The organism is Plantibacter sp. AC185 (assembly GCF_979258065.1).
The window spans coordinates 157,839-182,703 of record NZ_OZ409831.1; the positions used below are offsets into that span (position 1 = coordinate 157,839).

At 68.2% G+C, this 24,865-nt stretch carries 21 protein-coding genes; 14 read left to right on the plus strand and 7 right to left on the minus strand.

What is annotated here, in order from left to right; genetic code table 11:
* Positions 1–8 precede the first annotated feature (8 nt).
* From ACZZZB_RS00695 to ACZZZB_RS00705, 3 genes are all read left to right on the plus strand, one after another.
* Positions 9–1,277 carry a YcaO-like family protein gene (locus tag ACZZZB_RS00695; protein ID WP_229940139.1) on the plus strand — a complete coding sequence of 423 codons (1,269 nt, stop codon included), beginning with the start codon at positions 9–11 and terminating at the stop codon, positions 1,275–1,277.
* Positions 1,277–2,482: an MFS transporter gene (locus tag ACZZZB_RS00700; RefSeq protein ID WP_229940140.1), complete on the plus strand. Its 1,206-nt coding sequence runs from the start codon at positions 1,277–1,279 to the stop codon at positions 2,480–2,482. Before ACZZZB_RS00695 ends, ACZZZB_RS00700 begins: the two co-directional genes overlap by 1 nt.
* 140 nt (positions 2,483–2,622) lie before the next feature.
* Positions 2,623–3,381: a beta-galactosidase trimerization domain-containing protein gene (locus ACZZZB_RS00705; protein WP_229940141.1), complete on the plus strand. Its 759-nt coding sequence runs from the start codon at positions 2,623–2,625 to the stop codon at positions 3,379–3,381.
* Positions 3,382–3,481: 100 nt separating this feature from the next.
* On the opposite strand, the gene ACZZZB_RS00710 is transcribed toward ACZZZB_RS00705, so the two are convergent.
* Positions 3,482–3,946 (minus strand): acyl-CoA thioesterase, encoded by a 465-nt coding sequence (locus tag ACZZZB_RS00710; protein WP_463528752.1) that lies wholly within the window; start codon positions 3,944–3,946, stop codon positions 3,482–3,484.
* Positions 3,947–3,955: 9 nt separating this feature from the next.
* The gene (locus ACZZZB_RS00715) at positions 3,956–5,047 is read right to left on the minus strand and encodes a transaldolase family protein (protein WP_463528753.1); all 1,092 of its coding nucleotides are present in this window, start codon (positions 5,045–5,047) and stop codon (positions 3,956–3,958) included.
* A 197-nt stretch (positions 5,048–5,244) separates the two neighbouring features.
* Between ACZZZB_RS00715 and ACZZZB_RS00720 the strand changes: the two genes are divergently transcribed.
* Positions 5,245–6,006, plus strand: coding sequence for a GntR family transcriptional regulator (locus ACZZZB_RS00720; protein WP_138946937.1), 762 nt, complete (start codon positions 5,245–5,247; stop codon positions 6,004–6,006).
* A gap of 18 nt (positions 6,007–6,024) precedes the next feature.
* Here ACZZZB_RS00720 and ACZZZB_RS00725 read toward each other — a convergent pair whose 3' ends face one another.
* Positions 6,025–6,429 (minus strand): tautomerase family protein, encoded by a 405-nt coding sequence (locus ACZZZB_RS00725; protein ID WP_463528754.1) that lies wholly within the window; start codon positions 6,427–6,429, stop codon positions 6,025–6,027.
* Between the two features lie 184 nt (positions 6,430–6,613).
* On the opposite strand from ACZZZB_RS00725, the gene ACZZZB_RS00730 reads away from it, so the two are divergent.
* The 3 genes from ACZZZB_RS00730 (at position 6,614) to ACZZZB_RS00740 (ending at position 9,620) form a co-directional block, all read left to right on the plus strand.
* Positions 6,614–7,639, plus strand: coding sequence for a substrate-binding domain-containing protein (locus ACZZZB_RS00730; protein WP_463528755.1), 1,026 nt, complete (start codon positions 6,614–6,616; stop codon positions 7,637–7,639).
* A gap of 98 nt (positions 7,640–7,737) precedes the next feature.
* Entirely contained in the window at positions 7,738–8,829 is a 1,092-nt protein-coding gene (locus tag ACZZZB_RS00735) for an ABC transporter permease (protein ID WP_463528756.1), read from the plus strand.
* Positions 8,826–9,620, plus strand: coding sequence for an ATP-binding cassette domain-containing protein (locus ACZZZB_RS00740; RefSeq protein ID WP_197977473.1), 795 nt, complete (start codon positions 8,826–8,828; stop codon positions 9,618–9,620). Before ACZZZB_RS00735 ends, ACZZZB_RS00740 begins: the two co-directional genes overlap by 4 nt.
* Positions 9,621–9,690: 70 nt before the next feature.
* Here the strand turns inward: ACZZZB_RS00740 and ACZZZB_RS00745 are convergent, their stop codons facing one another.
* A complete protein-coding gene (locus ACZZZB_RS00745) occupies positions 9,691–10,278 on the minus strand; it encodes a TetR/AcrR family transcriptional regulator (protein ID WP_192005019.1) in 588 nt (195 codons plus the stop codon).
* Between the two features lie 105 nt (positions 10,279–10,383).
* Here ACZZZB_RS00745 and ACZZZB_RS00750 point away from each other — a divergent pair, with 105 nt between their 5' ends.
* From ACZZZB_RS00750 to ACZZZB_RS00770, 5 genes are all read left to right on the plus strand, one after another.
* On the plus strand, positions 10,384–12,546 hold the full coding sequence (locus ACZZZB_RS00750; RefSeq protein WP_463528757.1) for a hypothetical protein: 2,163 nt from the start codon (positions 10,384–10,386) through the stop codon (positions 12,544–12,546).
* Between the two features lie 210 nt (positions 12,547–12,756).
* Entirely contained in the window at positions 12,757–14,070 is a 1,314-nt protein-coding gene (locus tag ACZZZB_RS00755) for an ABC transporter substrate-binding protein (protein ID WP_463528758.1), read from the plus strand.
* Positions 14,067–15,005, plus strand: a complete 939-nt coding sequence (locus tag ACZZZB_RS00760; protein ID WP_463528759.1) for a carbohydrate ABC transporter permease — start codon at positions 14,067–14,069, stop codon at positions 15,003–15,005. The genes ACZZZB_RS00755 and ACZZZB_RS00760 overlap by 4 nt, the downstream gene beginning before the upstream one ends.
* Positions 15,002–15,925, plus strand: coding sequence for a carbohydrate ABC transporter permease (locus ACZZZB_RS00765; protein ID WP_463528760.1), 924 nt, complete (start codon positions 15,002–15,004; stop codon positions 15,923–15,925). The genes ACZZZB_RS00760 and ACZZZB_RS00765 overlap by 4 nt, the downstream gene beginning before the upstream one ends.
* A 60-nt stretch (positions 15,926–15,985) precedes the next feature.
* Entirely contained in the window at positions 15,986–18,028 is a 2,043-nt protein-coding gene (locus ACZZZB_RS00770; RefSeq protein WP_463528761.1) for a beta-galactosidase, read from the plus strand.
* Between the two features lie 47 nt (positions 18,029–18,075).
* Here the strand turns inward: ACZZZB_RS00770 and ACZZZB_RS00775 are convergent, their stop codons facing one another.
* Positions 18,076–18,534: a MarR family winged helix-turn-helix transcriptional regulator gene (locus ACZZZB_RS00775; protein ID WP_083397198.1), complete on the minus strand. Its 459-nt coding sequence runs from the start codon at positions 18,532–18,534 to the stop codon at positions 18,076–18,078.
* A gap of 69 nt (positions 18,535–18,603) precedes the next feature.
* Here ACZZZB_RS00775 and ACZZZB_RS00780 point away from each other — a divergent pair, with 69 nt between their 5' ends.
* Positions 18,604–20,430, plus strand: a complete 1,827-nt coding sequence (locus ACZZZB_RS00780; protein WP_463528762.1) for a flavin-containing monooxygenase — start codon at positions 18,604–18,606, stop codon at positions 20,428–20,430.
* The gene (locus ACZZZB_RS00785) at positions 20,427–21,473 is read left to right on the plus strand and encodes an SMP-30/gluconolactonase/LRE family protein (RefSeq protein ID WP_463528763.1); all 1,047 of its coding nucleotides are present in this window, start codon (positions 20,427–20,429) and stop codon (positions 21,471–21,473) included. The genes ACZZZB_RS00780 and ACZZZB_RS00785 overlap by 4 nt, the downstream gene beginning before the upstream one ends.
* Before the next feature lie 58 nt (positions 21,474–21,531).
* Here ACZZZB_RS00785 and ACZZZB_RS00790 read toward each other — a convergent pair whose 3' ends face one another.
* Both ACZZZB_RS00790 and uidA read right to left on the minus strand, forming a co-directional pair.
* Positions 21,532–22,902: an MFS transporter gene (locus ACZZZB_RS00790; protein ID WP_191940990.1), complete on the minus strand. Its 1,371-nt coding sequence runs from the start codon at positions 22,900–22,902 to the stop codon at positions 21,532–21,534.
* A gap of 97 nt (positions 22,903–22,999) precedes the next feature.
* Positions 23,000–24,814 carry a beta-glucuronidase gene (gene uidA, locus ACZZZB_RS00795; RefSeq protein ID WP_463528764.1) on the minus strand — a complete coding sequence of 605 codons (1,815 nt, stop codon included), beginning with the start codon at positions 24,812–24,814 and terminating at the stop codon, positions 23,000–23,002.
* Between the last annotated feature and the right edge of the window lie 51 nt (positions 24,815–24,865).

Consider the following 24,865-nt stretch of genomic DNA (forward strand, 5'->3'; position numbering starts at 1 on the left):
GATCATCGATGTACCTCGACCTTCCGCCGACACTCGCTCCGCTCGTCGACGCACGCGCCGGCGTGATCCGCGCACTCGAACCACGCAGGATCCCGTCCCACTTCCCGGAACCCTTCACCCTCCTCCACGCCGTCCTCGCCGACACCTCCGCGTTCGCCTCGTGGCGCTCGGACTCGAGCGGTGCGGGCTACACATTCGGCGATCATGAAGCGATGCTCGGGGCCGCGATCGGCGAGGCCGTCGAACGGTACTGCGGCAACCTCGTCACCGGGCCGCTCGTACGCTCCAGCGCCCGCGACCTGCACGGGGTGGATCACGTCGACCCCGACCACCTGGCGCTCCCGATCCGTTCCCGCTTCACCTCGGACACCGTGACCGACTGGACGATCGGTCACGACGCGAACGGTACCGAGGTACTCGTCCCGGCCTCGACCGTCTGGGTCTCCTACAGCCTCCAGGCACGACCGCTGCTCCACCCCGTCATGCAAGCCGGCCTCGCCACCGAGCGCTCGCTCGACGCTGCACGATTCGGTGGCCTCCGTGAGATCGTCGAACGTGACGCGATGACCCGCGCCTGGGTCGGCGGGAGCGGCATCCTGGAACTGCGGGTGCCCGGGTGGCTCGACACCTTCGCTGCGGGACCGCGCGGTTTCCTGCAGCCGCGCTGGCTGCTGTTTCCGACGGACACCGGTGTGCCCGTCGTCGGTGCCCTCCTGCACGACTGCAGCACCGGCTACCTGGCGCTCGGAATCGGCACCGGATCGGATCCCGAGGCAAGCGCAGTGAAAGCTCTCGGTGAGGCGCTCCAACTGCAACTCTTCGCGGCCGACCTCGACGACCCCGAAGGGCCTTACGCCCAGGCCGCAGCTGACCCGCGGAGTCCGCTGGCACCGCACCGCGCCGACCGCCGGTACTCCGAGTCGTACGCCGAGGACCTGTCGGACGTCCTCGACTACGGCTGTCATCTGCAACTGCATCTCGATCCGACCATGCAGAGCCGCTTCGTTGAGGAGCTCGACCGCAGCATCATCGGCCAGATCGATCTGGACGCCCTCCCCCTCGGTCCGACACTGAAGGAACTCGTCGACCGCTTCACGGAACTCGATGAGCGGGTCATCACGATCGACCTCGCGACAGAGGACATCAGGCCATCCGGACTCCACGTCGTCAGGATGCTCGTCCCCGGCCGGATCTCGAACGCCCCACATGCCCTGCCCTTCGTCGGCGGCCGCCGCCCCGTGCAGCCGGTCGGACGCCCGACCCCGCTTCCGCACTGATGTTCGGTCGCTACCTCTGGTCCCGCGGCATCTCCTGGACCGGCAATGCCCTCACCGCCGTCGCACTCCCCCTCATGCTCTTCCAACTCACGGGCAGTGCCGCCCTCGCCGGACTCCTAGCGGCCGTCGAAGCCCTCCCGTATCTCGTGCTCGGCCTGCCCGTCGGTGCGCTCGTCGACCGATGGCGCGTTCGTTCGACCTTGACCGTGTCGAGCATCGTGAGCGCCGTGGCGGCAGGAAGCGTTCCCATCGCGGCCGCGTTCGACGCGCTCACCCCCGCACACCTCGTCGTCGTCGGGCTGACGACCTCGGTCGCGTTCGTCTTCTTCGACGCCGCGAGCTTCGGGGCCATCCCGGCGATCGTCGGACGCGCCGGGATCGCAGCTGCGACCGCCCGCATGATGACCGTCAGCACCCTCATCGGGATCGCCGGACCACCACTCGGCGGTCTCATCGCCGCGACCGCGGGCGGGCCGGTCGTCCTCCTGATCGACGCCGTGTCGTATCTCCTCGGCGCGCTCCTCCTCGGCCGCATCGCAGCGCTGGAGAGGAACCCGACGGCCGACGGTGCCGGGCGGACGCGCCTCCGCGACGGCATCGTCGAGGGTCTCCGCTTCATCCGGTCCGTTCCCATCATCCGTGACCTCACCCTGCTCGGCATCGGAAACAGCCTCGCCGGTGGAGCCGTCGCCGGCTTGCTCGTCGTCGCCGCCGTCCGAACGCTCGGCCTCGACACCGACTCCCCAGCCATCGGTGTCCTCTTCGGTGCGGGAGCGGTGGGTGCACTCTCGGCGTCCTGGCTCATCGGTCCGCTCCAGCGCCGGGCCAGGCCCGGCGTCATCACCGTCGTCGGGCTGATCCTGTCGGCACTCGGTATCGCGGGCTGGAGCGTCGCACAATCGTTCGCCGTCGGGTGCGTGGCGCTTATCGCCTGGCAGATCGGAACGACGACCGTCTCGCTCAACGGCATCATCGTCCGCCAGACCCTCACCCCCGCGAACCTGCAGGGCCGCGTCAACACGACCGCACGGATGATCGCCTGGGGCGGTCAACCGATCGGCGCGGGCGCAGCCGGCATCCTCGCCGACACGATCGACGTGGGCACGGCGTTGCTCATCGCCGCAGCCGTGGCGCTGCTCACGGCGATCGTCGCTACGACGCTGTCCACCTTCCGCGGCCCACCGCTTGCGGCACTCTCGACGTGACGCGCGAGTCGGCGTCAGTGCTCAGCGCGTCGGCGGAAGCGCTGACGATGCTCTCCAGCTGGACGGTGGCGACGGCTCCCGGCCCTCGCCCAGGAGTGTCGTCGCCCTGAACAAGGCCGAACAACCCTCCCGATCCGAGCATGGTCATCACCGCCAGCGCGGTGACCGCATTGCTCTGGAGCCCCGCCGCCGTCCTCTGGTTCGCGTGGCATGCTCCGACACCGACTCCCACGAGCGAGCTGTCGTCGTGCGCGCTCCTCGTCGTGCCACAGCTGTACCTGCTCAACGATGAGGGTGCGCGCAACGTCACGCGCTACGGTTCGAACGGCGGCACCGTGTTCGTCTCGGCGTTCACCGACGTCGTCGATGAGGACGATGCGTTTCGCCCGGGCGGTTTCCTGGTGGGACTCCGCGAGCTGCTCGGTGTCACGGTCGAGGAGTTCGGGGCCCTCGTGCCGCCGGGAGCGGACGACCCCGGCCAAGCGCACAGCACCGTGGGCGCGCCGTTCGGACGGGTCCGCGGTGAGTTTTTCGCCGAGGAGCTGCGCATCTTGGACGCCGAGGTCGTCGGCATTTTCGACGACGGACGGCTCGACGGCCGGCCCGCGCTGACCCGCAAGGACCACGGTGCGGGGGCTGCCTATTACCTCGCGACCGTCCCCGACGACGACGGGATGCGCGTGGTCCTCGCGTGGCTCCTCGAGTCCTCCGGTGTCGAGCCCGAACTGCAAGGACTCCCGCCCGTCGTCGAAGTCGCTCGCCGCGGCGACGTCCTCACGGTCATCAACCATGGACCCGAGTCCCAGCACATCACGGTCGACTGTACCGATGTGCGCACCGGCCTGCAGGTCGGGGAGGTCGAGCTAGAGCCCTACGGTTGGCGGATGGTGCGCCGCTGAGTTCCCATGTCGTCGGACTCCGACCCGGCGTCCATGGACAGTGAGCGCGCCCCGTGTCATTCCCGGACCAGCACGCTCGCGACGGAGCCGTCCGGCACCGTCAGGTCGTGCGAGACCCCGCCGAGGTCGGTAGTCGATCCCGGTCGTAGGTCGTATCGGTGTACCCGTGCGGAAGCGGTTGTCCGTCGTCGTCGAGACTCACGAACACGATGCGGTCGATCGTGAGGATGCTCCGCCGGGTGACCATGTTCCGGACCTCTGCCCGCATGGTGAGCGACGTCCGCCCGAAGGCGGTCGCGCGGAGGCCCATCTCGATCAGGTCGCCCTGCAACGCCGAGGAGACGAAGTCGATCTCTGAGATGTACTTCGTCACGGCCCTGGGGTTGCCGAGTTGTAGGATCGCGTAGATCGCCGCCTCCTCGTCGATCCACCGCAACAGACTGCCCCCGAAGAGCGTGCCGTGCGCGTTGAGATCCTCGGGCCGCACCCAGCGCCTCGACCGGAAGGTGATGCGCTCCCTGTCATCGACTCCGTCGGCGACGGCCGAATCCTTCGAAGTGGTCACGCGTCCCTCCTAGATCACGGGAAGGATGATGTCACGAACCAGCGCATCCAGCTGTGCATCCGCCTCCAGGAACTGACGGAGGGTCCGCCGCGTCGCACCGAAATCGTCGAACTCGGCGACCGCCATCCCGTCGACGAGATACGCCTTGCGGAATTCCGGGACGCGTTCGAGGAGCGTGTCGATGATGTGCTGTGCGACCGGCACGTCGATGCGGTGCGGGTCGACAGGGACCCGGTTCTCGTTGATGCGCAGCTGCCAGTCGAACGGTGGTGAGACGACGAGGTCGCCGCCGACCAGCTCGGACCACTGCAGGTGGTTGCGGAATGCGGCGGAGAGGATCCTCGAACGGAACCCGCGTCGGGTGAAGATGCGGTGCGCCTCCTTCAACGCTGCCACGCCCGCCCATTCGAGGTAGCCAGGATCGATGAGGATACGGTCTTTGGCGACGGACGCCTTGAGCCAGTCGTCCAGGCGCCCGCCCATGATGGTGACGACGGAGCCGAACTCCCAGTCCGGGAGCCCCTCGGCGGCCCGTCGCTCGAGACCGCGCTCGATCGCCTCGCCGACCGCGACGGCCTGGGCCACCGTGAACGACACGGTCGCATTGATGCTGACCCCGCGATAGGTCGCCTCCTCGATCGCGCGGATACCGACAGCGGTTGCAGGAATCTTCACGATGATGTTCTCTGCCAGTGCCGAGAACCGAACGGCCTGCTCGACGAGCGCCTCAGCGTCCCGGTGCAGGCGTGGATCGGTCTGGATCGACAGACGACCGTTCCGGCCGTTGCTCTCCCGGAACGCCGGCTCGAGGAGCACGGCGGCCTGGATCGACAACTCCTCGACCACCTTCCAGCCGAGCTCGGCCTCCCCCGCCGCCGGGAACTCGGCAGCGAGTTCGGCGATCCGCGGCGCCCAGACGTCGAGATTCTGGGAGATGACCGCGAGGGCGATGACCGGGTTGCAGGTCGCGCCGACCGCACCGAACGCAATCGACCTGGCGAGCTCGTCGGGGTCGGCGGAGTCGTTCCACAGGCTTGTGGGCGTCGAGGCCGCCGCGGTTGCGAGCGGAAGCGTGTCGGCAGGGGTGAGGGTGTCGGTCATCGAAGTGCCTCCGGGAGTCGAGTTGGCGATCGCCAGAGCTGCGGCGACGCAGTCCGATCAACATACCCGAAGTTTGACAGCATGTCTTAACAATCTTGCGTGACTCGGGCGAACTGATCGGGTGACCTGACATACCCCCATTTTGGAAAGCCCTGATATTGTCAGGACAAGTTCTCTCTCCCGATCGAAGGAGCCTCATGGCACAGCCCGAGCAGACGCTGCCAGTCGAACTCTTCCTCGACCTCGATCGATCCGGACCGGTGCCGCTGTACTACCAGATCGCAACCAGGCTCGAGCAGGCCATCCATGATGAGACACTGCCAGCCGGATCACGTCTGGAGAACGAGGTAGCGCTGGGCACCCGCCTCGGACTCTCCCGCCCCACGATCCGTCGTGCCATCCAGGAACTCGTGGACAAGGGTCTCCTCGTCCGTCGCCGAGGTATCGGCACACAGGTCGTCCACGGCAAGGTGACGCGTAACGTCGAGCTCACCAGCCTGTTCGAGGACCTGGAGCGTACGGGGCAGAAGCCGGAGACCGACATCCTCTCGGCCGAGGTCACGACGGCGGACGAGAAGGTCGCGGACGCCCTCGGCGTGGCGACCGGGAGCCCGATCGTCCACATCAGGCGGCTGCGCCGGGCCGACGGTGTCCCACTCGCGATCCTCGAGAACTTCCTCCCCGAAGACCTCACCGACCTCGACCTCGGAGCCCTCGAGCACCACGGGCTCTACCAACTCCTCAGGGCACGCGGCGTCACGATGCGTGTCGCCAAGCAACGCATCGGCGCACGGGAGGCGTCAGGCCCGGAGAGCGAGATGCTCGATGTCCGGAAGGGCAGCGCACTCCTGACCATGTCGCGAACAGCCTTCGACAACTCCGGTCGGGCGGTCGAATTCGGCCAGCACGTCTACCGACCCGACCTGTACTCCTTCGAAGTCACCCTCGTCGACCGGTAGCGAGCCGATCGCGCGACCTCAGCGTGCCGGAACGGCGAGCTCCCCAGTGAGGTACTGCGCGCGACCGAAGCCGAAGGACCAGTCCTGCGGACCGTTCTCGACATAACCGATGAAGACATCCGCACCATCGACGCCGATTTCGGAGAGACGGTCGGCCGTCGCCGCATAGAGCGCCTGCTTCGTCTCATCGCTTCGACCGCGCTGCGTGAAGATCTGGATCATGACGACGCCTTCGGAGCGTGCAAAACCGAGCCCCGCATCCTCCGCGATGATCTGGCCAGCCGCGTGTTCCGTGACGATCTGGAAGCGGTCACGAGGCGGAATCCCGTAGACGGAGACGATCGCCTCATGAATGGCGTCTGCGATCTGCCGGATGCCTGCGGCGTCGCGGCCTGCGGCGAGGTCGATCCTGACGAGCGGCATGAGGGTCTCCTGATCGGTTCGAGTTTGTTAGGACATGAGAACGCTACCTCCCAAAGTCCCGTTTGTCATCAATAAGTCAATATGTCCTGACTTACTATTGCCCTCTTGTCAGTTCTTCACTAGCTTGAGCCCTGCAATGATGCACGGGCCGCCCGAGGCCCGACCCTCGAAAGGACACAACGAAGTGAAAACCTCAGCACGACGCTCGCTCCTCGGCGCGATCGCCCTCGTCGGCGTCGCCGCACTCGCCCTCTCCGGCTGCACCGCCACCGCGGGTGCGAGCAGCACCTCGGACGCCGGTCTCGCCTCCGGCTTCGGATCGCGCGCGGACAACCGCGACGCCTACTTCTTCACCTACTACAACCCGGCGAGCGACCCGTTCTGGGCGCAGATCCTGAAGGGCGGCGAGGACGCGGCCGAGCTCGGCCACCTGAATCTGACGCACCAGACGGCCGAAGGTGACCCGGACAAGATGGTCGACCTCGTCGGCACCGCGATCGCGACGAAGCCGTCACTGATCTTCATGCCGTTCAATGAGGGCGAGAAGTGGTCGAAGGTCGCCTGCGACGCCCACGACGCCGGCATCACGGTCATCGCGTACAACGTTCCCGCTCCGGACAGCGCCAAGGACTGCGTCTCGGGCTTCGTCGGTCAGGACTTCACCGAGGTCGGCAAGCTCGTCGGTGAGCGGCTCCTGAAGGAAGTCGACCTCAAGGAGGGCGACAAGGTCATGTTCCCGGCCGAGGAGCCCGAGCAGGACTACGCGATCAAGCGCGGCGGCGGCGTTCAGGACGCGCTGGATTCGGTCGGCGCGAAGGGCGAGTACCTCCGTACCTCCGGCGCCGACGAGGAGGCGCTCAACTCCATGACCTCATGGCTGACGGCGAACCCCGACGTCAAGGCGATCGTCCCGCTGGGCGGAACCCCGCACCGCAACGTCGTCGCGGCCATGGAAGCCGCCGGCGTCTCGGTACCGGTTGTCGGCTTCGACACCTCTCCGCAGGTGATCCAGGGGATCAAGGACGGCAAGATCCTCGCCACGGCAGACCAGCAGGGATACGTGCAGGGGTACCAGTCGGTGATGCAGGGCATCCTGTCGATCGACTTCGGCCTCTCCCCCGCCAACATCAACTCCGGCGGCCTTGGGCTGATCGACAAATCCAACGTCTCCTTCCTCGAGGAGAAGGATCTGCAGGGCGTCCGCTACTGACACTCGTCCGTCGTGTGCCGGGGATCGCTCGACGACCCTCGGCGCACGGTCCCCCCTCCCCGAACCGACCGCGATCCGTCGCGCACCGAAGGACCCCCATGTCTCAACCACCCACGCGCGATCCCGCGCCCATCCTGACCGCTCCGCTCTCCACGGAGAGCATCTCGCAGCCTCGCAGACTGTCGGACAACCAGCCGCAGGGCTTCGCCGCCCGCCTCCGGGACACGATCACCTACACCCGCGGACGCGGCGCGCTGGAGATCGGCATCATCTTCGCGATCGTGCTCCTCGGCTTCGTCATCGCCGGCATCGTCGCCCCCGACGCGTTCCCGTTCCTCTCACCGAGCAACCTCTCCGGAGTGATCTCCCAGTCCATACCAGTGCTCGCGATCCTCGGTATCGGAGCAGGGATCCTCATGATCGCGGGCGAGTTCGACCTGTCCCTCGGCGCGAACATCGGCTTCTCCGCGATCATCTTCATCCGCATCTCAGAGGCGGTGGGCTGGGGATGGGGAGCTCTCGCCGCGATCGCCTGCGGTACAGGCATCGCGCTCATCAACGGTCTCATCGTGGTCGTCACCAAGATCCCGTCGTTCATCGCAACGCTCGGCATGGGCTTCTTCTGGACCGGGGCGAGCCTCTTCGTGAATGGGACGTCACCGGCGATCCTGTCCAGCGCGAAGGACGACACCCTGGTGACGCTCTTCGCCGGCGACTTCGGGCTCTTCCGCTCACAGTTGGTCTGGCTGCTCGTCATCGGCGTCATCGCCTGGCTCTTCCTGCACCGGCACAAGCGCGGCAACCACGTCTACGCCGTCGGCGGCAACGCTGCAGCGGCGAAGGCGATCTCGATCAACCCTTCGGCGGTCCGACTCATGGCCTTCGGCATCTTCGGCGGACTCGTCGGCTTCGCCGCGATCCTGATCGCCGTCCGCACGTCGTCGATGCAGCCGGGGAGCACCGACGACTACACGCTGATGGCCATCGCGGCCGCCGTCGTCGGCGGAACCTCCCTACTCGGTGGCCGAGGGAGCATCGTCGGCATGATCATCGGCGCCGCGCTGATCCGGATCATCGAGAACGGCCTCATCCTGGCCAAGGCCCCCGGCTTCTACATCCAACTCTTCGTCGGACTCATCATCGTCATCGCCGCCATCTTCAACAAGCTCATGGAAGGAAAGGCTTCGTGACCATCGACGCCACCATCGACACCGCGACCCCGCTCTTGCGGATCGAGGGCGTCACCAAGCGGTACGGAGCGAACACCGTCCTCAACGACGTCTCCTTCGACATCGGCAACAGCGAGGTGGTCGGACTGCTCGGCGACAACGGAGCGGGCAAGTCCACGCTCGTCAAGATCCTGTCCGGAGTCGTCCAGATGACATCTGGTTCCTACACCTGGCAGGGACAGCACCACGACACGGTCAACCGAGCGCTCACCGAGCAGCTCGGCGTCGAGACGATCTTCCAGGACTCGGCTCTCGTCCCGCAGATGTCGATCACCCGAAACCTGTTCATGGGTCGCGAGATCACCAACCGCCTCGGACTCATGAAGATGAAGCAGATGGACGCGATCACCTCCGAGATCCTTGACACCGTCGTGACGATCGAGGGCATCAAGTCCTCGAAGCAGCTTGTCGCCTCGTTGTCAGGCGGTCAGGCACAAGCGGTCGCCATCGCCCGCGCCGTCCACTTCAAGCGGAGCCTCCTCATCCTCGACGAACCCACCTCGGCCCTCGCGGTGCGCGCGACCGAGGCACTGCTGAACTATCTTCGGCAGTTGAAGTCGGAGGGCGTCAGCTCGGTGCTCGTCACCCACAACCTGCACCACGCCTACCAGGTGTGCGACCGGCATATCGTGATGAACCACGGACGGAAGATCCTCGACGTCCGCCGTGAGGACACGAGCGTGGAGGAACTCACCGCCGCGGTCGTGGAGGGCGCCGTCGGAGTCGAACGGTTCCGCGCCGGTCGCTTCTGAACCGCCCCGCCCGACCGCTGCGGTCGCCCTGCCGTGACGGCGGGGTGGCCGCAGCGGTCGTCCGCCCTGGTCACGCCAACGCGTCGGGTCCGAGCAGGGCGCGGATGTGCGATTCGATGAGCGCTCGGATGTCGAACGGCGGGCCCTGCATCCACCGCAGCTGGAGCCCCTCCCACGCGGCGAGCAGGAGCTGCGCCGCCTGATCCGCATCGACCTCCCTCGGCACCTGTCCCGCCTCCTGCAGGCGCTCGATGTCCGTGGCGACCACCTCCACGGACCGCTCCCAACGTCGCTGGAAGTACCCGTTCGCCGGATGCTCGGGATCCGCCGCCGCTCCGGCGAGCTCGTTGTAGAGTCGCCCGAAGTTCGTCCGCTGCACGCCGAGCGCGGCACGGTCACCCATGTCGGCGATCGCTCCGGCCTCGGCCCCTCGCTCGCGGATGTTCTCGTCGTCGTGCTGTTGGAGGGCCGCGATGAGCAGGCTCTCCTTGGTCGGGTAGTGGTAGTAGACCGTCGGCTCACTGGCTCCGGCGAGCGCTGCGATCTCCGAGACGGCGACCGCCCGGTGCCCTCGCTCCTGCACGAGCTGCAGTGCGGCCTCGCTGAGTGCCCTCCGTCGCTGATCGGACTTCGCGTACGGCCCGCGCTTCTCTCGCATCCAGACTCCTCGTCGACTCTTGAACGTCTGCCGGTGCAATGATATGTTCAACGCACCAAAGTGATAGACGACTCAGAATTAGCGTAGAGGATTGGTGGTGACGGCATGGCGATCGATCGACGGAGACTCGTGCGCCGACACAACCCGGTGATCACCTCCGCCCACCCCACCGAGGTGTTCACGGTGGGCAACGGCGACGCCGCCCTCACGGTCGACCTCTCCGGGCTGCAGTCCTTCCCCGAGGTCCACCGGCTCCGCCCCGACCCGCTCCGCGTGCCTCGCGACGGCCTCGACGCCCTCCCCGAGCAGCGACCTCGCGCGTTCGACCGCGACGACTTCCAGATCCCGCTGCAGACCCAGTCCGGTTGGGGCTGGTACGAGACGCGCCCCACCCGGCCGCTCGAACTCGCCGAGGCCGAGACCACCCATGCCACCGAGCGAGGCCCGGTCCCCTACCTGGACCGCATGGGACTGCAGCGCCCGGGAGACCCGATCGCTCCCGAGTTCACCGCCGGGGCCTGGTTCCACTACAACCCGCGCCGCGCCCACCTCGGTCGGCTCGCGCTCGTCCGCCTCGACCACCCCGGGCCACTCGACCCCTCGATCATCGACGACGCCCTGACAACCCTCGACCTCTGGTCGGGTCGGGTCGACGCGGATTACTCGGTGCTCGGGCACCGCGTCCAGGTGACCACCGTCGGCGACCCAGACGCCGATCGGTTCGCGGTCCAGGTGCGCTCCTCCCTCCTGGCCGAGGGCTGGGGCGTCGCGTGGGTGTTCGATCCGCAGCCCGATGATCTGGCCCCGTTCGAACATCCACTGGAGGAGACCACGAGCTGGGAGGCTCGGTCGCCGCAGGACTGGATCGCACGACGGACGGTCGAGGCCACCGCGTATGCCGTCCACGTGACCACGACCGGCGAGCTGCGCGAGCACGGCCCCGACGGCGTCGCGGCCGCGACCGACCGCCCCGAGCTGGACGTCGTGGTGGCGCTCCGACCCGGTCCCGCAGCGTTCGATCGCACGGAGCGCTCCACGTTCACCGACGTCTGCTCCGCCGCCGCCGAATGGTGGTGCCGATACTGGGAGAACGGCTCTGCGGTCGACCTCGGCGACAGCACCGACGAGCGGGCGACCGAACTGGAACGTCGACTCGTCCTCTCCCAGTACCTCCTCGCCGTCAACTGCGCCGGCCGCACACCTCCAGCGGAGACGGGCCTGACGTACAACAGCTGGTCCGGCAAGTTCCACCTCGAGATGCACTGGTGGCACGCCGCGCACTTCGCCCTGTGGAACCGTGGCGCACTGCTCGAACGCAGCCTCGACTTCTACCACCGGTCGCTCGATGCGGCTCGCGAGACGGCTCGCCACCAGGGGTATCGCGGGGCGAGATGGCCGAAGCAGACCGATCCGTCCGCCCGAGAGTCCCCGAGTAACATCGGGGTGTTCCTCGTCTGGCAGCAGCCGCACGTGATCCACCTGCTCGAACTCCTCCACGCGAGCGGCCGGGACGAGGCGTTCCTCCGCCGGCACTATCCGCTCGTCGAGGCGACGGCGACCTTCATGGCCGACGTCGTCGCCGAACGGAACGACTCCTTCACGCTCCCCCCGCCCCTGATCCCCGCCCAGGAGAGCTATCTCGCCGAGCGGGAGACGACGGCCGACCCGACCTTCGAGCTCGCCTACTGGTCCTGGGCCCTCGCTGTCGCCAACACCTGGCGGGAGCGGCTCGGGCTTGTTGAGGACCCCCGGTGGCGTCGGGTCTCCGAGGGGATGCGATCGCCGACCGTGCTCGACGACGGGACCTACGCCGCCGTCGCGACACCACCGTTCCTGGTGCGGAAGGACCACCCGTCGATGTTGATGGCGTACGGTTGGCTGCCTCCGACCGAGCTCATCGATCCGTCGATCATGTCCGCGACACTCGACAGCGTGTGGGAACACTGGGACCTGCAGTCGAGCTGGGGGTGGGACTACTCCGTGATGGCGATGACCGCAGCGCGGTTGGGCGACCTGTCACGTGCGATCGACGGGCTGCTCATGACGTCGCCGAAGAACGTCTACCTGAACAACGGCCACAACCCGCAGATGCCGGGCTTCCTCTCGCTCTACCTGCCGGCGAACGGCGGACTCCTGGCCGCGACGGCCCACCTCGTCGCGGCCCACCGCGACGGCGCGGCACTCCCCCCGGGCTGGTCGATCGTCGCCGAGGGGTTCGAATCGGTGCGCGCCGACTCCCTCGATCGCGGCCTCGCCGGCGCTCCCTGACGCCGATCGCACCGGCTCCACCACCCCACGGCCCCACGACCCCACACACCGACATGAGACGAGGCACAGCTTGGCAACCGGTTGACACCCGTCGTCCACGATGACGCACCGCACGACGACACACGCACCACCCGAACGACGGCGACCGAACGGATCGCCGGACTCCGATCACCCGACCGGAGTCATCCCTGGCTTTCAAAGGTGAGGACCATGCACAGTTTCCAGAACACCCCATCCCCGATCGGTGGAGCGCGCAGACGCGCCACGATCGTCGTCGGCGGCTCGATCGCAGCCGTCGCCGCCCTCCTCCTCAGCGGCTGCTCCGCCGCCGAGCCCGCAACCGACGGTGAGGTCGAACTGACCTTCATGAACCAGTCGCGCGGCCAGGAGGCCGCCCTGACCCAGCTCGCCGAGCAGTACACGACGGAGACGGGCGTGAAGATCACGATCGACTCCCCCGGACCGGCCGACTACCTCCCCAAACTGCAGGCGAAGGCGCAGTCGAAGTCCATGCCAGACATCTACTCCTCGTTCAACGCCACCGACATGGCGCCCTTCTACAAGGCCGGGTGGGCGATGGACCTGACCAAGGAACTCGACGGCGGCTGGGCGGACGACTTCAGCCCCGCCGTCATCGAGATGTCGACCTTCGACGAGGGGAACAACCTCGGTGTGCCCGCCGGGATCTACACCGTGCACTGGGAGACCCAGACGTACGGATTCCTGGTCAACCCAGCACTCACCGGCATCAGCCAGGACAACGCCCCGACCACCGGCGCCGAGTTCGTCGACGCGCTCGCGGCCTCGGCCGCCGGCGAGAAGTTCAGCGTCGCCGCGTCGCTCACCCCGCAGCTCATCCAAGGACTGGCCTCGAACTGGCTGACCGACGAGGAGATCGAGGCCACCTTCAACGGCGAGGCGAGCTGGGAGGCCGACGGCTGGCGCAACGCCTTCCAGTTCCTCGTCGACCTCAAGGACGCCGGCGTCATCGCGAACGACGCACTGCCGGGCGGTCAGGACGACAACCCGAACGTGGAGACGTCGTTCTTCACCCAGGCGAGCGGCTCCATCTTCGACGCCTCCCCCGGCGTCTCCGTCGGGCTCCGCACCAACCCCGAGTTCGAGGACTACTTCTCGCTCCCCCTGCCGAAGCTCGACGGTGCGACCCTCGACCCACGCTCCCCCGGCATCCCCGGGAAGGGCGCGGTCATCAACCCCAAGGGCTCACACCCCGAGGAGGCACTCGACTTCGTGAAGTGGCTGACCGAACCGGAGCAGCAGAGCGTCTTCGCCGAGGTCGGTCGCATCCTGCCGACGAACCCCGAGTTGCTGGCCGCCGGTGACGTGCCTCAGCAGCTGGCCGGCTACGCCGCCGGTGTCGAGGACGTCCAGGTCATGTCGGCGACCTTCACCACCGACGTCAAGACGGCCATCGTCGCCGAGGCGCAACGACTCGTCCTGGGCGAGGCGACGGTCGACGAGGTGTTGGCGAACATCCAGGCCGCACAGGACCGCACGCCATGACCTCGCAGCCGATCCTGGCCCCCGCCGCCGTGCGCGTGACCCGCGCGCGCGGCGGGGGCCGCCCCATGCGCCGGAACCTCACCGGCTGGTTGTTCCTCGCTCCGGCGATCGCCCTGATCGGCGTCTTCACGATCACGCCGTTCGCCCAGGCGATCCTGCTCAGCTTCCAGTCATGGGACGGCGTGAGCCCGGACACCCCCTGGGTCGGCCTCGCCAACTACGAGTTCATCGCCGGCGACGTCGTCTTCTGGGCCTCGATGCGGAATGTCCTCTTCTTCGGCGTCGTGGGGTTCTTCCTCGGTAACGGCATCGCGCTCGGCATGGCACTCGCCGTGAACCGCATCACCCGGGGCAAGACCTTCTTCCGAACGGTGTTCTACCTGCCGGGTGTGCTGTCGGTCGTCGTCGTCGGACTCCTGTTCTCGTTCATCCTCGCCCCGGGGAGCGGGGTCCTGAACCGCGTGCTCGAGACCCTCGGCCTCGGCACCCTCGCCCAGAACTGGTTGGGCGACCCGGCCGTCGCGCTCCCCGCCGTCGCAGCGGTGTTCATCTGGTTCCACTGGGGGTTCGGCTTCCTCCTGTTCCTCGCCGGCCTGCAGGACGTGCCGAAGGAACTCTACGAGGCGGCGGAGCTCGACGGCGCGGGGCCGTGGACCACGTTCCGATCGATCACCTGGCCGCACCTGGCACCCGTGACCTCGATCGTGAGTCTCCTGACCCTCCTCGCGGCGCTCCAGATCTTCGGCACCGTGCAGGTGTTGACGAACGGCGGGCCCGGGTACCACACCATGGTGCCGACGCTCGCGATCTACAACGAGGCCTTCGTCAACTGGCGGTACGGCAGCGCAGCCGCCATGTCCGTCGTCTTCGGCGGCGCCCTGGTGCTGCTCTCCGTGTTCCAACTCGCCATCACCGGATGGAGGTCACGACGGTGACGATCACCACTGGACCCGACCAGCAGAGCACGCGGTCGCTGACGACCGCTCGGCCTTCGGGCGACCGCGGGCCTCGCCCGAAGCCGCCGCACCGGAGACGCAGGATCCGCCCGGACCAGGTCGGCCTCTACGGTCTCCTGGTCGTCGCGGCCCTGACGGCGCTCCTCCCGCTGCTGTGGATGCTCTCCGGGTCGCTGCAGAGCCTCACGGAGTTGCTCTCCAACGACAGCCTCCTCCCGGCGTCCCCGCAGTGGGCCAACTACGTGACCGCGTGGGTGCAGGGCGACCTCGGCACCTACCTGCGGAACAGCGTCGTCTACACCGGCTGCGCGGTCGTCGGCATCCTCGTCGTCTCGAGCCTCGCCGGGTACGCGCTCGCCCGCCTCGACTTCGCCGGGAAGGGCGTCTTCACCGTCGTCATCCTGGCGGTCATGATCATCCCGGCACCCGCGATGTTCCTCGCGCAGTACAAACTCCTCATCTCGCTCGGGCTGACCAACAACCCCGTCGGCTACATCCTCATCCTGATCACCTCCGGCATCCCCATGTCGACGCTCATCATGCGGAGCTTCTTCGTGAGCCAGCCACGCGACCTGGAGGAGGCGGCCGCGCTCGACGGCGCGGGGCCGGTTCGCACCTTCTTCAGCGTCATCCTGCCGCTCGCGCGTCCTGGCCTCGCTGCGGTCGCGGTCATCCAAGGCCTCGGGGCGTGGAACGAGTACCTGATGGCGCTCGTGATCTTCGACGACAACGCGCTCATGCCGATCCAACGGGGCCTCACCGCGTTCACCTCGGCCGACACCCCGCAGCAGCAGATCCTGTTGGCGGCGACGACCATCTCGATCGTCCCCGTGGTCGTGTTCTACCTGCTGGCGCAGCGGCACATCGTCAAGGGCATCGGCGCCGGCGCCATCAAGTAACCCATCACCGGAGCGGGGCGGTCGTGGATCGACCGCCCCACGGAACGAGGATCACGACCCATGCGTTCAGCATTCGCAGCAACCCCCTGGTTCGGCGGGGACTACAACCCGGAGCAGTGGCCGCGCGAGGTCTGGGACGAGGACGTCTCGCTCATGCAGCAGGCCGGCGTCACGCTCGCGACCGTCGGGGTCTTCTCCTGGGCGTTGCTCGAACCGGAGGAAGGCGTCTACGACTTCGCCTGGCTCGACACCGTGCTAGACACACTGCACTCGGGCGGCATCCGAGTGGACCTGGCGACCGCCACGGCATCGCCGCCGATGTGGTTCTCCCACCGGTATCCCGCGTCCCTTCCGGTGACGGCGGACGGCGTTCGACTGCACGCCGGTTCCCGGCAGGCGTACTGCCCGAGTTCGCCCGCTTACCGCGAAGCGGCGGTCCGACTGGTCACCGCCCTCGCCGAGCGGTACGGCGACCACCCCGCCCTCGTGCTCTGGCACGTCAACAACGAGTACGGATGCCATGTGTCGCGCTGCTACTGCGAGGAGTCGGAGAACGCTTTCCGCCGTTGGCTGATCAGGAGGTACGGCACGGTCGACGCCCTGAACGAAGCATGGGGCACGACATTCTGGTCGCAGCGCTACACCTCCTTCGATCAGGTCGAGCCCCCGCGCACGACACCCGCGTACGGCAACCCGTCGCAACTCCTCGACTTCGACCGCTTCAGCTCGGACGAGTTGCTCGACTGCTTCCTGGCCGAGAAGGACGTCCTCCGGCGGGTCACCCCGGAGATCCCGGTCACCACCAACTTCATGGGCCTGTTCCGCGGTCTGGACTACTGGCGATGGGCGCCACACGTCGACGTCGTCGCCGACGACCTCTACCCGGATCCGGCCGATCCCGACGCGGCCCGGTCCGCGGCCCTGGCGCGTGACCTGATGCGGTCGCTCGGGCGCGGGCGCCCCTGGCTCCTCATGGAACAGGCGGCGGGCGCGGCGAACATGCGACCGAGCAACGCGCCGAAGGCCCCCGGCCAGATGCGCGCACTGTCCTATCAGGCGATCGCCCGCGGAGCCGACGGCATCCTGTTCTTCCAGTGGCGGCAATCCGCCGTCGGCGCCGAGCAGTTCCACTCCGCGATGCTTCCGCATGCGGGGACCGACACCAGGATCTGGCGCGAGATCGAGGCGCTCGGCTCTGAGCTCGGCTCGCTCGACGCGGTGACGGGTGCGCCGGTCCGCGCGCGGGCCGCCATCGTCCTGGACTGGGAGAGTTGGTGGGCGATCGAACACCGAGGGCTCCCAATGCGCTCGAGCTACCCGTCGCTCATCGCGCCGTGGCACGCGGCCTTGTCGGAGGAGGGTGTCGTGGTCGACTTCGTGCGCGGCGACGAGGACCTCTCGGGGTACGCGCTGATCGTCGCGCCGGCGATGTTCGTCGCCGACGATGCGCGGCTCGCCGCGCTCGACGCCGCCGTCCGCGGAGGCTCCGTCCTGCTCGTCACGCCGCAGTCGGCGATCGTGGACACGACGCACCGGGCACGGCTCGGCGGCTACCTGGGGCCGTTGCAGCAGACCCTCGGTGTCTGGATCGAGGAGTTCGTCCCGCTCGCCGGCGCCTGGGACCGGCCTGGAGCCATCCCGGTGCGTCCGGAGTCGACCGTCGCCCCGTCCGTCCGGGTCGAGGGTCCGGTCTTCGCCGACGGCGCCGCGATCGGCGTCGAGTGGAGCGAGGCCGTCCGGGTGCACGACGCCGACGTGCAGGCGGTGTTCGCCGACGGACCGCTGAGCGGTCGGCCCGCGCTCACCCGTCGGGTCAGCGGCGACGGGACCGCGTGGTACCTGGCGACGCGCCTGGGTCTCGACGACACCCGTGCACTCATCCGCGCGCTGGTGGCGGAGGCGGGCATCGCGCCACTCCGGGTCCACGACGAGCCGACGCCGTCGTGGGTCGAGGCCGTCCGTCGTGGGGACCTCACCGTCGTGATCAACCACGGTGCAACGCCGATCACACTGACCCTGTCCGGCATCGACCTGTTGAGCGGTGCCTCGGCGGCCGGCCTCCGTCTGGGGTCCCAGGGCGTCGCGGTCGTGAGGGGCGCCTGAGGGGAAACCCCTCGGCCTGATGTGGAAGCCGGTGCGGCACCGGCCGGTCAGCCGCGCCGGGCTCGCAGCAACTCGTCGACGGCGCGGAGCCCCTGCTCGAGCGCTCGGAGATCCTCGGTGGCGAGGTCCCGCAGGACCTCCGAGCCGAGCTCCGGACGCGACGCCATCATGCGCAGCACCACGGCCCGGCCGAGCTCGGTCGCACGGATCCGCCGGACGCGCTGGTCGTCCGCGTCGAATTCGCGGGTGACGAGCCCCTGCTCCACGAGACGGTCGACGTGCTTCGACGTGGTCGCCATCGAGACGCCGAAGGTCTCCGCGAGTCCCCCGCCGGTCGCGCCGTCCTCGCTCGTGACCACGAGGGAGAGCACCTTGAGCTGCGCGATGGTGAGGTCGGTCTTCAGGAGCGGCTCGAGGCTCATGGGGATCGACCGGATCGAGATGGTGAGCGCCAGCGCCTCGACGCTGCGGACGACCGCGTCCCGACCCCGTTCCGCTGCGCTCATGAGACCACGGTAGTGGTGACTCAGCAGATCCCCAGGACTATTTACTTAGCCAAAAGCTAAGCTTTTCCCATGACCACGACAGCCCCGCTCCCCGAGACCGACGACATCGACCTCGACGCCCTCCGCGCAACGTACGCGCGCGAACGCGATCGTCGACTCCGCCCCGACGGCCAGGCCCAGTACCGCCGCGCCGCGGGTGCGTTCGGATACTACGCGAAGGACCCCTACACGGCCTGGCAGGAGCGCGAGCCCCGGACCGACCACGTCGAGGTGCTGATCATCGGCGCCGGATTCGGCGGTCTGCTCACCGCGGCACGCCTCCGCGACGCCGGCGTCGAGTCGATCCGACTCATGGACGAGGCCGGAGGTGTGGGCGGCACCTGGTACTGGAACCGCTACCCCGGCATCCACTGCGACGTCGAGTCCTCGGTCTACCTGCCCCTGCTCGAGGAGATCGGGACCGTCCCGAACTGGCGGTACTCCCCGGGCGAGGAGATCCGGCAGCACGCCGACGCGATCGCCGAGCACTACGGGCTCCTTTCCGACGCCCTGTTCCAGACCCGCGCGACCGGGCTCACCTGGGATGACGACGGCGGCCACTGGATCGTCGAGACGGATCGCGGCGACCGCATGACGGCGCGGTTCGTCATCACCTCCTCCGGCACGCTGACGCAACCGAAGCTCCCCGGCATCCCCGGCATCGAGACGTTCCGCGGCCACACCTTCCACACGAGTCGGTGGGACTACGACTACACGGGCGGAAGCGCGGACGGCGGACTCACCGGCCTCGCGGACAAGCGGGTCGCGGTCGTCGGTACCGGGGCGACGGGCATCCAGGTGATCCCCCACCTCGGCCGCGACGCCCAGGAGCTCATCGTGTTCCAGCGGACGCCTTCGACCGTCGACGTCCGCGACAACCGGCCGACGGACCCGGACTGGGCGGCGTCGCTCCGTCCCGGTTGGCAGCGCGAACGGATGGACAACTTCGTCGCCGTGCTCTCCGGCGAACCGGTCGAGGAGTCGCTGGTCGACGACGGCTGGACGGCGACGGCGACGCTGCAGCGGAAGGTGCTGTCGGGGCGGGTCGACACCACGATCCCCGACGACGAGCGGGAGCTGCTCGAGGAGCTCCAGGACGCCGCCACGATGAACCGCATCCGAGCGCGGGTGGACGCGGTCGTCGAGGACCCGGCCACGGCCGCCGTCCTGAAGCCGTGGTACCGCTACATGTGCAAGCGTCCGGCCTTCAGCGACCACTACCTGCAGACGTTCAACCGTCCGAACGTGACCCTGGTCGACACCGCCGACCACGGCGGGATCACACGCATGACCGAGCGCTCCGTGGTGGTCGGCGACACCGAGTACGAGGTCGACTGCGTCATCTTCGCCACCGGGTTCGAAGCCGGGGTGTCCGGCGTCGTCTCAGGCACTCTGCCCGTCATTGGACGCGACGGTCGGAACCTCCTCGAGGCCTGGGGCCGCGGACCGCGGACACTGCACGGGTTCATGACCCACGGTTTCCCGAACCTGTTCCAGCTGGGCCCGATCCAGAACGCGACCTCGGTGAACTTCGCGCACATCCTGCGCGACCAGGCCGAGCACATCGCTGCGGTCGTCGAGGAGGCACGCGCGGCGGACGTCGTCCGTGTCGAGCCGACGGCGGAAGCGGAGGAGGCCTGGGTGCGGACCATCGCCCGGACCGCCCGAGACGTGACCGCCTACCAGGCCGCCTGCACGCCCGGGTACTACAACGGGGAGGGGACGCGGTCGATGACCGGCGCCTCGTACTCGGGCAGCCCGCTCCAGTTCCGACGGTTGCTGGCCGAGTGGCGGGCGAACGGGCTGCACGAGGTGCTCGTGACCGCCGAGATCGCGACCGCTGGCGCGAGCCGATGAGCGCCGACACCGCCGTGTGGCGACGCCGCGACGTCCGGGTGTTCGGCGGCCTCGTCCTGGCGACGACGCTGGCCGGATGCACCACCGCCACCACCGCGCCCGCCGCCTCGTCGACGACGGGACATGCAGGGGCGACCACCATCACCGCCACCGAACTCCTCCAGGTCACGTCACCGCACGAACTCACGGGGATGACACTCCTCGAGGGCCCGACATTCGGACCCGACGGCGACCTCTACGTGGTAGACGTCACGGCACCTCCCGGCGAACCGAAGGTGCTCCGCATCGACACCGAGTCCCTCGACGTCACGCCCATCCACACGGATTCGACGAGCGCGTACACCTCCGCGCAGTTCAGCCCCGTGGACGACCGGCTGTACCTCACGGACTTCATCGGCGGCCGGATCGACAGCATCACTGCGGACGGCGACGATCTCAGGCAGTTCTTCGCCGGCGACGTCGACGGGGCCCCGATCCACCCGGACGATGTCTCCTTCGACGAGGCGGGTCACCTCTATGTCTCGGACTCCGCCGGGTACGACCGGCCGTATTGGGAGGCGTCGGGCCGGCTCATCCGGCTTGACGGTTCGACCGCGGAGCCGAGCGTCCTCGCCGACGGGCTCGCCGCCCCCAACGGCGTCGCCTTCACCCCCGGGTTCGACGGCCTCTGGGTGACGCACAACACGGGGAACCAGGTCGACTTCGTCCGGCTGGACGAGACCGGCTCCCGGGTGGTGACGGCATTCCCCGCACTTCACATCGACGGCGGGACGACGCAGGTCGACTCGGCGGCGGTGGACGCCGACGGCAACCTCTACCTCGGTCTCCACGGTCGGGCGGCGGTCCTCGTCTACAGCGACACCGGCGAGCACCTCGCCACCGTGGAGATGCCCCACGACGAGGACGGGGTCGGATCGGCGACGAACGTCGCCATCGAGCCGGGGACGACCGACGCGTATGTGACGGTCAGCGGCGAAGCGGGCGGGTACGTCTACCGGTTCACTGCGCTCGGCGAGGGTATCCGGCAGTCGAACGGCGGGTGACGGTGCCCCTCGCCAGGCTCGGCGGACGGATGTCCGCTCACCGAGCCTCGCGGGGCGCCTACCGGATGCCCTTCACCTTCGTCAGGATGATCGAGCCGCCCAGCAGGGCGAACACCCCGCCGACGAGATACAGCAGCGTGTAGTTCTTCACTCCGTCCACCGCACCGATCGCGATGATCGCTGGGGCGAGGAGCGGGGCGATCGCGCTCGGCAGCTTCTGCGCGAAGGACACGACCGACATGTAGCGACCGGCCTCAGAGCGGTCGGGGAGGATCGCCAGGACGATGGCCTGGTCGACGGCGCCGAACGCCGCCAGGGCGAGGTTCATGATGACAGCTCCGATGACGAGCTGCGGGAAGGAGAACGCGGTGGCCTCGATCACCGCGCCGACCGCGAAGAGCAGTGCACCGATGAGGACGAAGAGCTTCCGGCGTCCCAGCTTGTCGGACACCCACCCGCCGCCGAGCGCTCCGATGACGGCGGCCACGACCCCGAGGAGGCCGATGACGGTCACGGCGCCGGCGATCTCGGAGACCGGCAGCCCGAGCCGCTGCGCGTAGAAGAAGGTCGCGAAGCTCGTGTTGAAGTACAGCCCGATGAAGAAGGTGAACCGTCCGAGCCAGTTCCACCCGAAGTCGGGGTACTTCCGCGGGTTGAAGGCGTAGCTCGAGAACACCTTCCTGAGGGAGATCCGGTCGTTCGGCAGCGCCATGCCGCGCGAGTCCGGGTCCTTGCCGAGGAAGACGAACACGAGCACGGTGACGGCACCGATGACGCCAGGCAGCAGGAACACGAGGATGGTGCTGATGTCGACCACGGCGTAGACGACGCCGATACCGAGGATCGGTGCGACCTGGGCGGTCAGACCGGTGAGCCCGGAGATCTTGCCGCGCTGCTGCTCCGGCACGAGGTCCGCCTGGAGGAACATGATCGCCGCCCCGACGTTCGCCCAGCCGAACATGGCGATGATCCAGCCGATGATGAGGACCGGCACGCTGGGCGCCACCGAGATGACGAGGAGACCGACGAGACCGAAGACGATCCCGCCGAGCATGAACGGGCGCCGACGACCGATGCGGGAGCGGGTGCGGTCACTCCAGATGCCGATGAGCGGCGCCGTGAGGATGAACACCGCCTGCGCGAGGCCCGTGGCGTACCCGAGGACCTCCTCGTGGCCGGGAACGAGCTCTTGGATCCGGAGGGCCAACGAGTAGGACAGCGGGACGATGAACGCCATCGAGGATCCGAAGTTCGCGAGCATCATCGTCACGATGAACCGCGCGCTCACCGGCCGCGTCGGTCCGTCCGGCGTCGGGAGGTTGGTGGTGGTGGGACCTGCGGCGGTGCCGGAGGTCATGGGACGCGCCGTGGCAGCGGCGATGGTGATGCGTGAGGACTCCTCTGGAGTGAGCTCGTCGTTGATGCCCATGGGTTCCTTCTTCGGATCGGGTGGTGCGGGTGTGGTTCGGGTTCAGGATCACCCACGGCGGCCCTCACCCCCGAGGGGCCGCACGCGGATGGAGGGGTCACCGGTCGTCGGTGCCTCCGTCGGGCGCTTGTCCGGGCTTCGACCCGTCGAGCCCGGTCCACCGACGGCGCAACGAGAACGCGGCACCCTTCGGTTTGCGATCGCGGGTGAAGACGCCCTTGCGGTTGCCGTCGACGCGGTGGATGCCGGGGGACGTCTGGAAGTCGGCGAAGTTCCAGACGTGCTCGCCGATGAACTCGGGGATCCGATCGAAGACGCGGTGGTTCATGGCGAGGTAGTCGGTCTGGTACTCCTCACTCCATGGCATGTCCCACACGGAGTGCTGGCCGGGCATGGTGTCCGCGCCGTACTCGGACATCATGATCGGTTTCCCGAACCGCTCGGCCCAGCCCCTCAGGTCCTGCTCGAGGTAATGCTCGGCCGTGGCGAGGTCACCGGTGAACACGTACCAGCCGAAGTAGCGGTTGATGCTGAGGACGTCGAAGAGGTCGGCGATCTTGTCATTCTGCGCGTTCGCGAACATGACCGCCGCGTAGGTGAGCGGCCTCGTCGGATCGAGCTCGCGGGCGAGGTCGACGAGCGGTTCGAAGTATTCGCGCGCGCCCTCCTCGTTCGACGCCGGCTCGTTCGCGATGCACCACATGACGACGCTCGGGTGGTTCTTGTCGCGGTCGATCAGCTCTCGGAGATGCTGGGCGTGGACCTCGCGCGTGACCCCACCGAAGTTCTCCGGTGCGAACGTCGGTGTCGGTGGGATACCGGTGAGCCCGCCCTGCACGCCGAGGTTCAGGCCGACTGCCGCCGTCTCGTCGATCACGACGATGCCCTGCCGGTCGGCGAACTCGAGCACCTCCTCCGCGTAGGGGTAATGCGAGGTGCGGAAGGAGTTCGCGCCGATCCAGTCGAGGAGCTGGAAGTCGTGGACCAGGTAGGCGTTGTCGTGCCCCTTCCCTCGGATGGCGGTGTCTTCGTGCTTGCCGAAGCCGGTGAAGTAGAAGGGCGAACCGTTGATGAGGAGTTGTGCTCCGCGGACCTCGACCGTGCGGACGCCGAACGACTGCGTATAGCTGTCGATGAGGATCTCGTCGTCGAACAGTTCCACGACGAGGTCGTAGAGGTGGGCCGCGCCAGGCTGCCAGAGGGTGACTTCCGGGATGACGACGGTGGCGGAGTCCCCTGCGCCGGTGGCGACCTCGGTGCCGTCGGGGTCGAGAACCCGCGCGCGGACCGAGGCCGGAGCGCTCGTCTCAATGCGGTATCGCACGACACCGTCCGACCCGTCGACGTCCGTGACGACGGTCACGTCCTCCACGCGGACTTTGGGCGAGCTGTACAGCCAGACGGAGCGAGCGAGCCCCGCGTAGTTGTAGAAGTCGTGGAGCACCGTCTGCTTCGCGCGTCCGTCCGGCGCCTCGCTGATGATGCCGGGCGGGATGGTGACGTTCGTGAGTCGGTTGTCGACGCCGACCGTCAGCCGGACGGTGTCCCCTGGCCGGACCCGCCCGGTGATGTCGATCTCGAACGGCGTGTATCCGCCCTGGTGCTCGCCCACGAATGCGTCGTCGACATACACCCGTGCGGCGTGCGTGGCGGCGTCGAACCGCAACCGCACGCACTCATCGGTCCACCCGCGGGGAATGGTCACCGTGCGCTGGTAGTACACCCATCCCACATGGTCGCGGATGGTCGAGGACGTGAACTGGTCGTTGAAGCTGGCTGGGACGGCGGCCTCCAGCCTCGTCGACAGGCGTCCGAGCCAGGGCTCGTCTTCGACGGCGGAGTCGAGCGCGAACGCCCAGAGGCCGTCGAGGTTGACGAGGTCTCGGGTGGGGGTGGAGCGGGGTTTCAACATGGGGTTCCTTCTTCGCGACGATGCGAGGTGGTGACGGTCGATGAGGCGGGG

Excerpts from the sequence above, each read along its gene's own strand:
- ACZZZB_RS00695 (WP_229940139.1), top strand. The coding sequence starts at position 9 with ATGTACCTCGACCTTCCGCCGACACTCGCTCCGCTCGTCGACGCACGC.
- ACZZZB_RS00700 (WP_229940140.1), top strand. The coding sequence starts at position 1,277 with ATGTTCGGTCGCTACCTCTGGTCCCGCGGCATCTCCTGGACCGGCAAT.
- ACZZZB_RS00705 (WP_229940141.1), top strand. The coding sequence starts at position 2,623 with ATGGTCATCACCGCCAGCGCGGTGACCGCATTGCTCTGGAGCCCCGCC.
- ACZZZB_RS00715 (WP_463528753.1), bottom strand. The coding sequence starts at position 5,047 with ATGACCGACACCCTCACCCCTGCCGACACGCTTCCGCTCGCAACCGCG.
- ACZZZB_RS00720 (WP_138946937.1), top strand. The coding sequence starts at position 5,245 with ATGGCACAGCCCGAGCAGACGCTGCCAGTCGAACTCTTCCTCGACCTC.
- ACZZZB_RS00725 (WP_463528754.1), bottom strand. The coding sequence starts at position 6,429 with ATGCCGCTCGTCAGGATCGACCTCGCCGCAGGCCGCGACGCCGCAGGC.
- ACZZZB_RS00735 (WP_463528756.1), top strand. The coding sequence starts at position 7,738 with ATGTCTCAACCACCCACGCGCGATCCCGCGCCCATCCTGACCGCTCCG.
- ACZZZB_RS00745 (WP_192005019.1), bottom strand. The coding sequence starts at position 10,278 with ATGCGAGAGAAGCGCGGGCCGTACGCGAAGTCCGATCAGCGACGGAGG.
- ACZZZB_RS00750 (WP_463528757.1), top strand. The coding sequence starts at position 10,384 with ATGGCGATCGATCGACGGAGACTCGTGCGCCGACACAACCCGGTGATC.
- ACZZZB_RS00755 (WP_463528758.1), top strand. The coding sequence starts at position 12,757 with ATGCACAGTTTCCAGAACACCCCATCCCCGATCGGTGGAGCGCGCAGA.
- ACZZZB_RS00760 (WP_463528759.1), top strand. The coding sequence starts at position 14,067 with ATGACCTCGCAGCCGATCCTGGCCCCCGCCGCCGTGCGCGTGACCCGC.
- ACZZZB_RS00770 (WP_463528761.1), top strand. The coding sequence starts at position 15,986 with ATGCGTTCAGCATTCGCAGCAACCCCCTGGTTCGGCGGGGACTACAAC.
- ACZZZB_RS00775 (WP_083397198.1), bottom strand. The coding sequence starts at position 18,534 with ATGAGCGCAGCGGAACGGGGTCGGGACGCGGTCGTCCGCAGCGTCGAG.
- ACZZZB_RS00780 (WP_463528762.1), top strand. The coding sequence starts at position 18,604 with ATGACCACGACAGCCCCGCTCCCCGAGACCGACGACATCGACCTCGAC.
- ACZZZB_RS00785 (WP_463528763.1), top strand. The coding sequence starts at position 20,427 with ATGAGCGCCGACACCGCCGTGTGGCGACGCCGCGACGTCCGGGTGTTC.
- ACZZZB_RS00790 (WP_191940990.1), bottom strand. The coding sequence starts at position 22,902 with ATGGGCATCAACGACGAGCTCACTCCAGAGGAGTCCTCACGCATCACC.
- uidA (WP_463528764.1), bottom strand. The coding sequence starts at position 24,814 with ATGTTGAAACCCCGCTCCACCCCCACCCGAGACCTCGTCAACCTCGAC.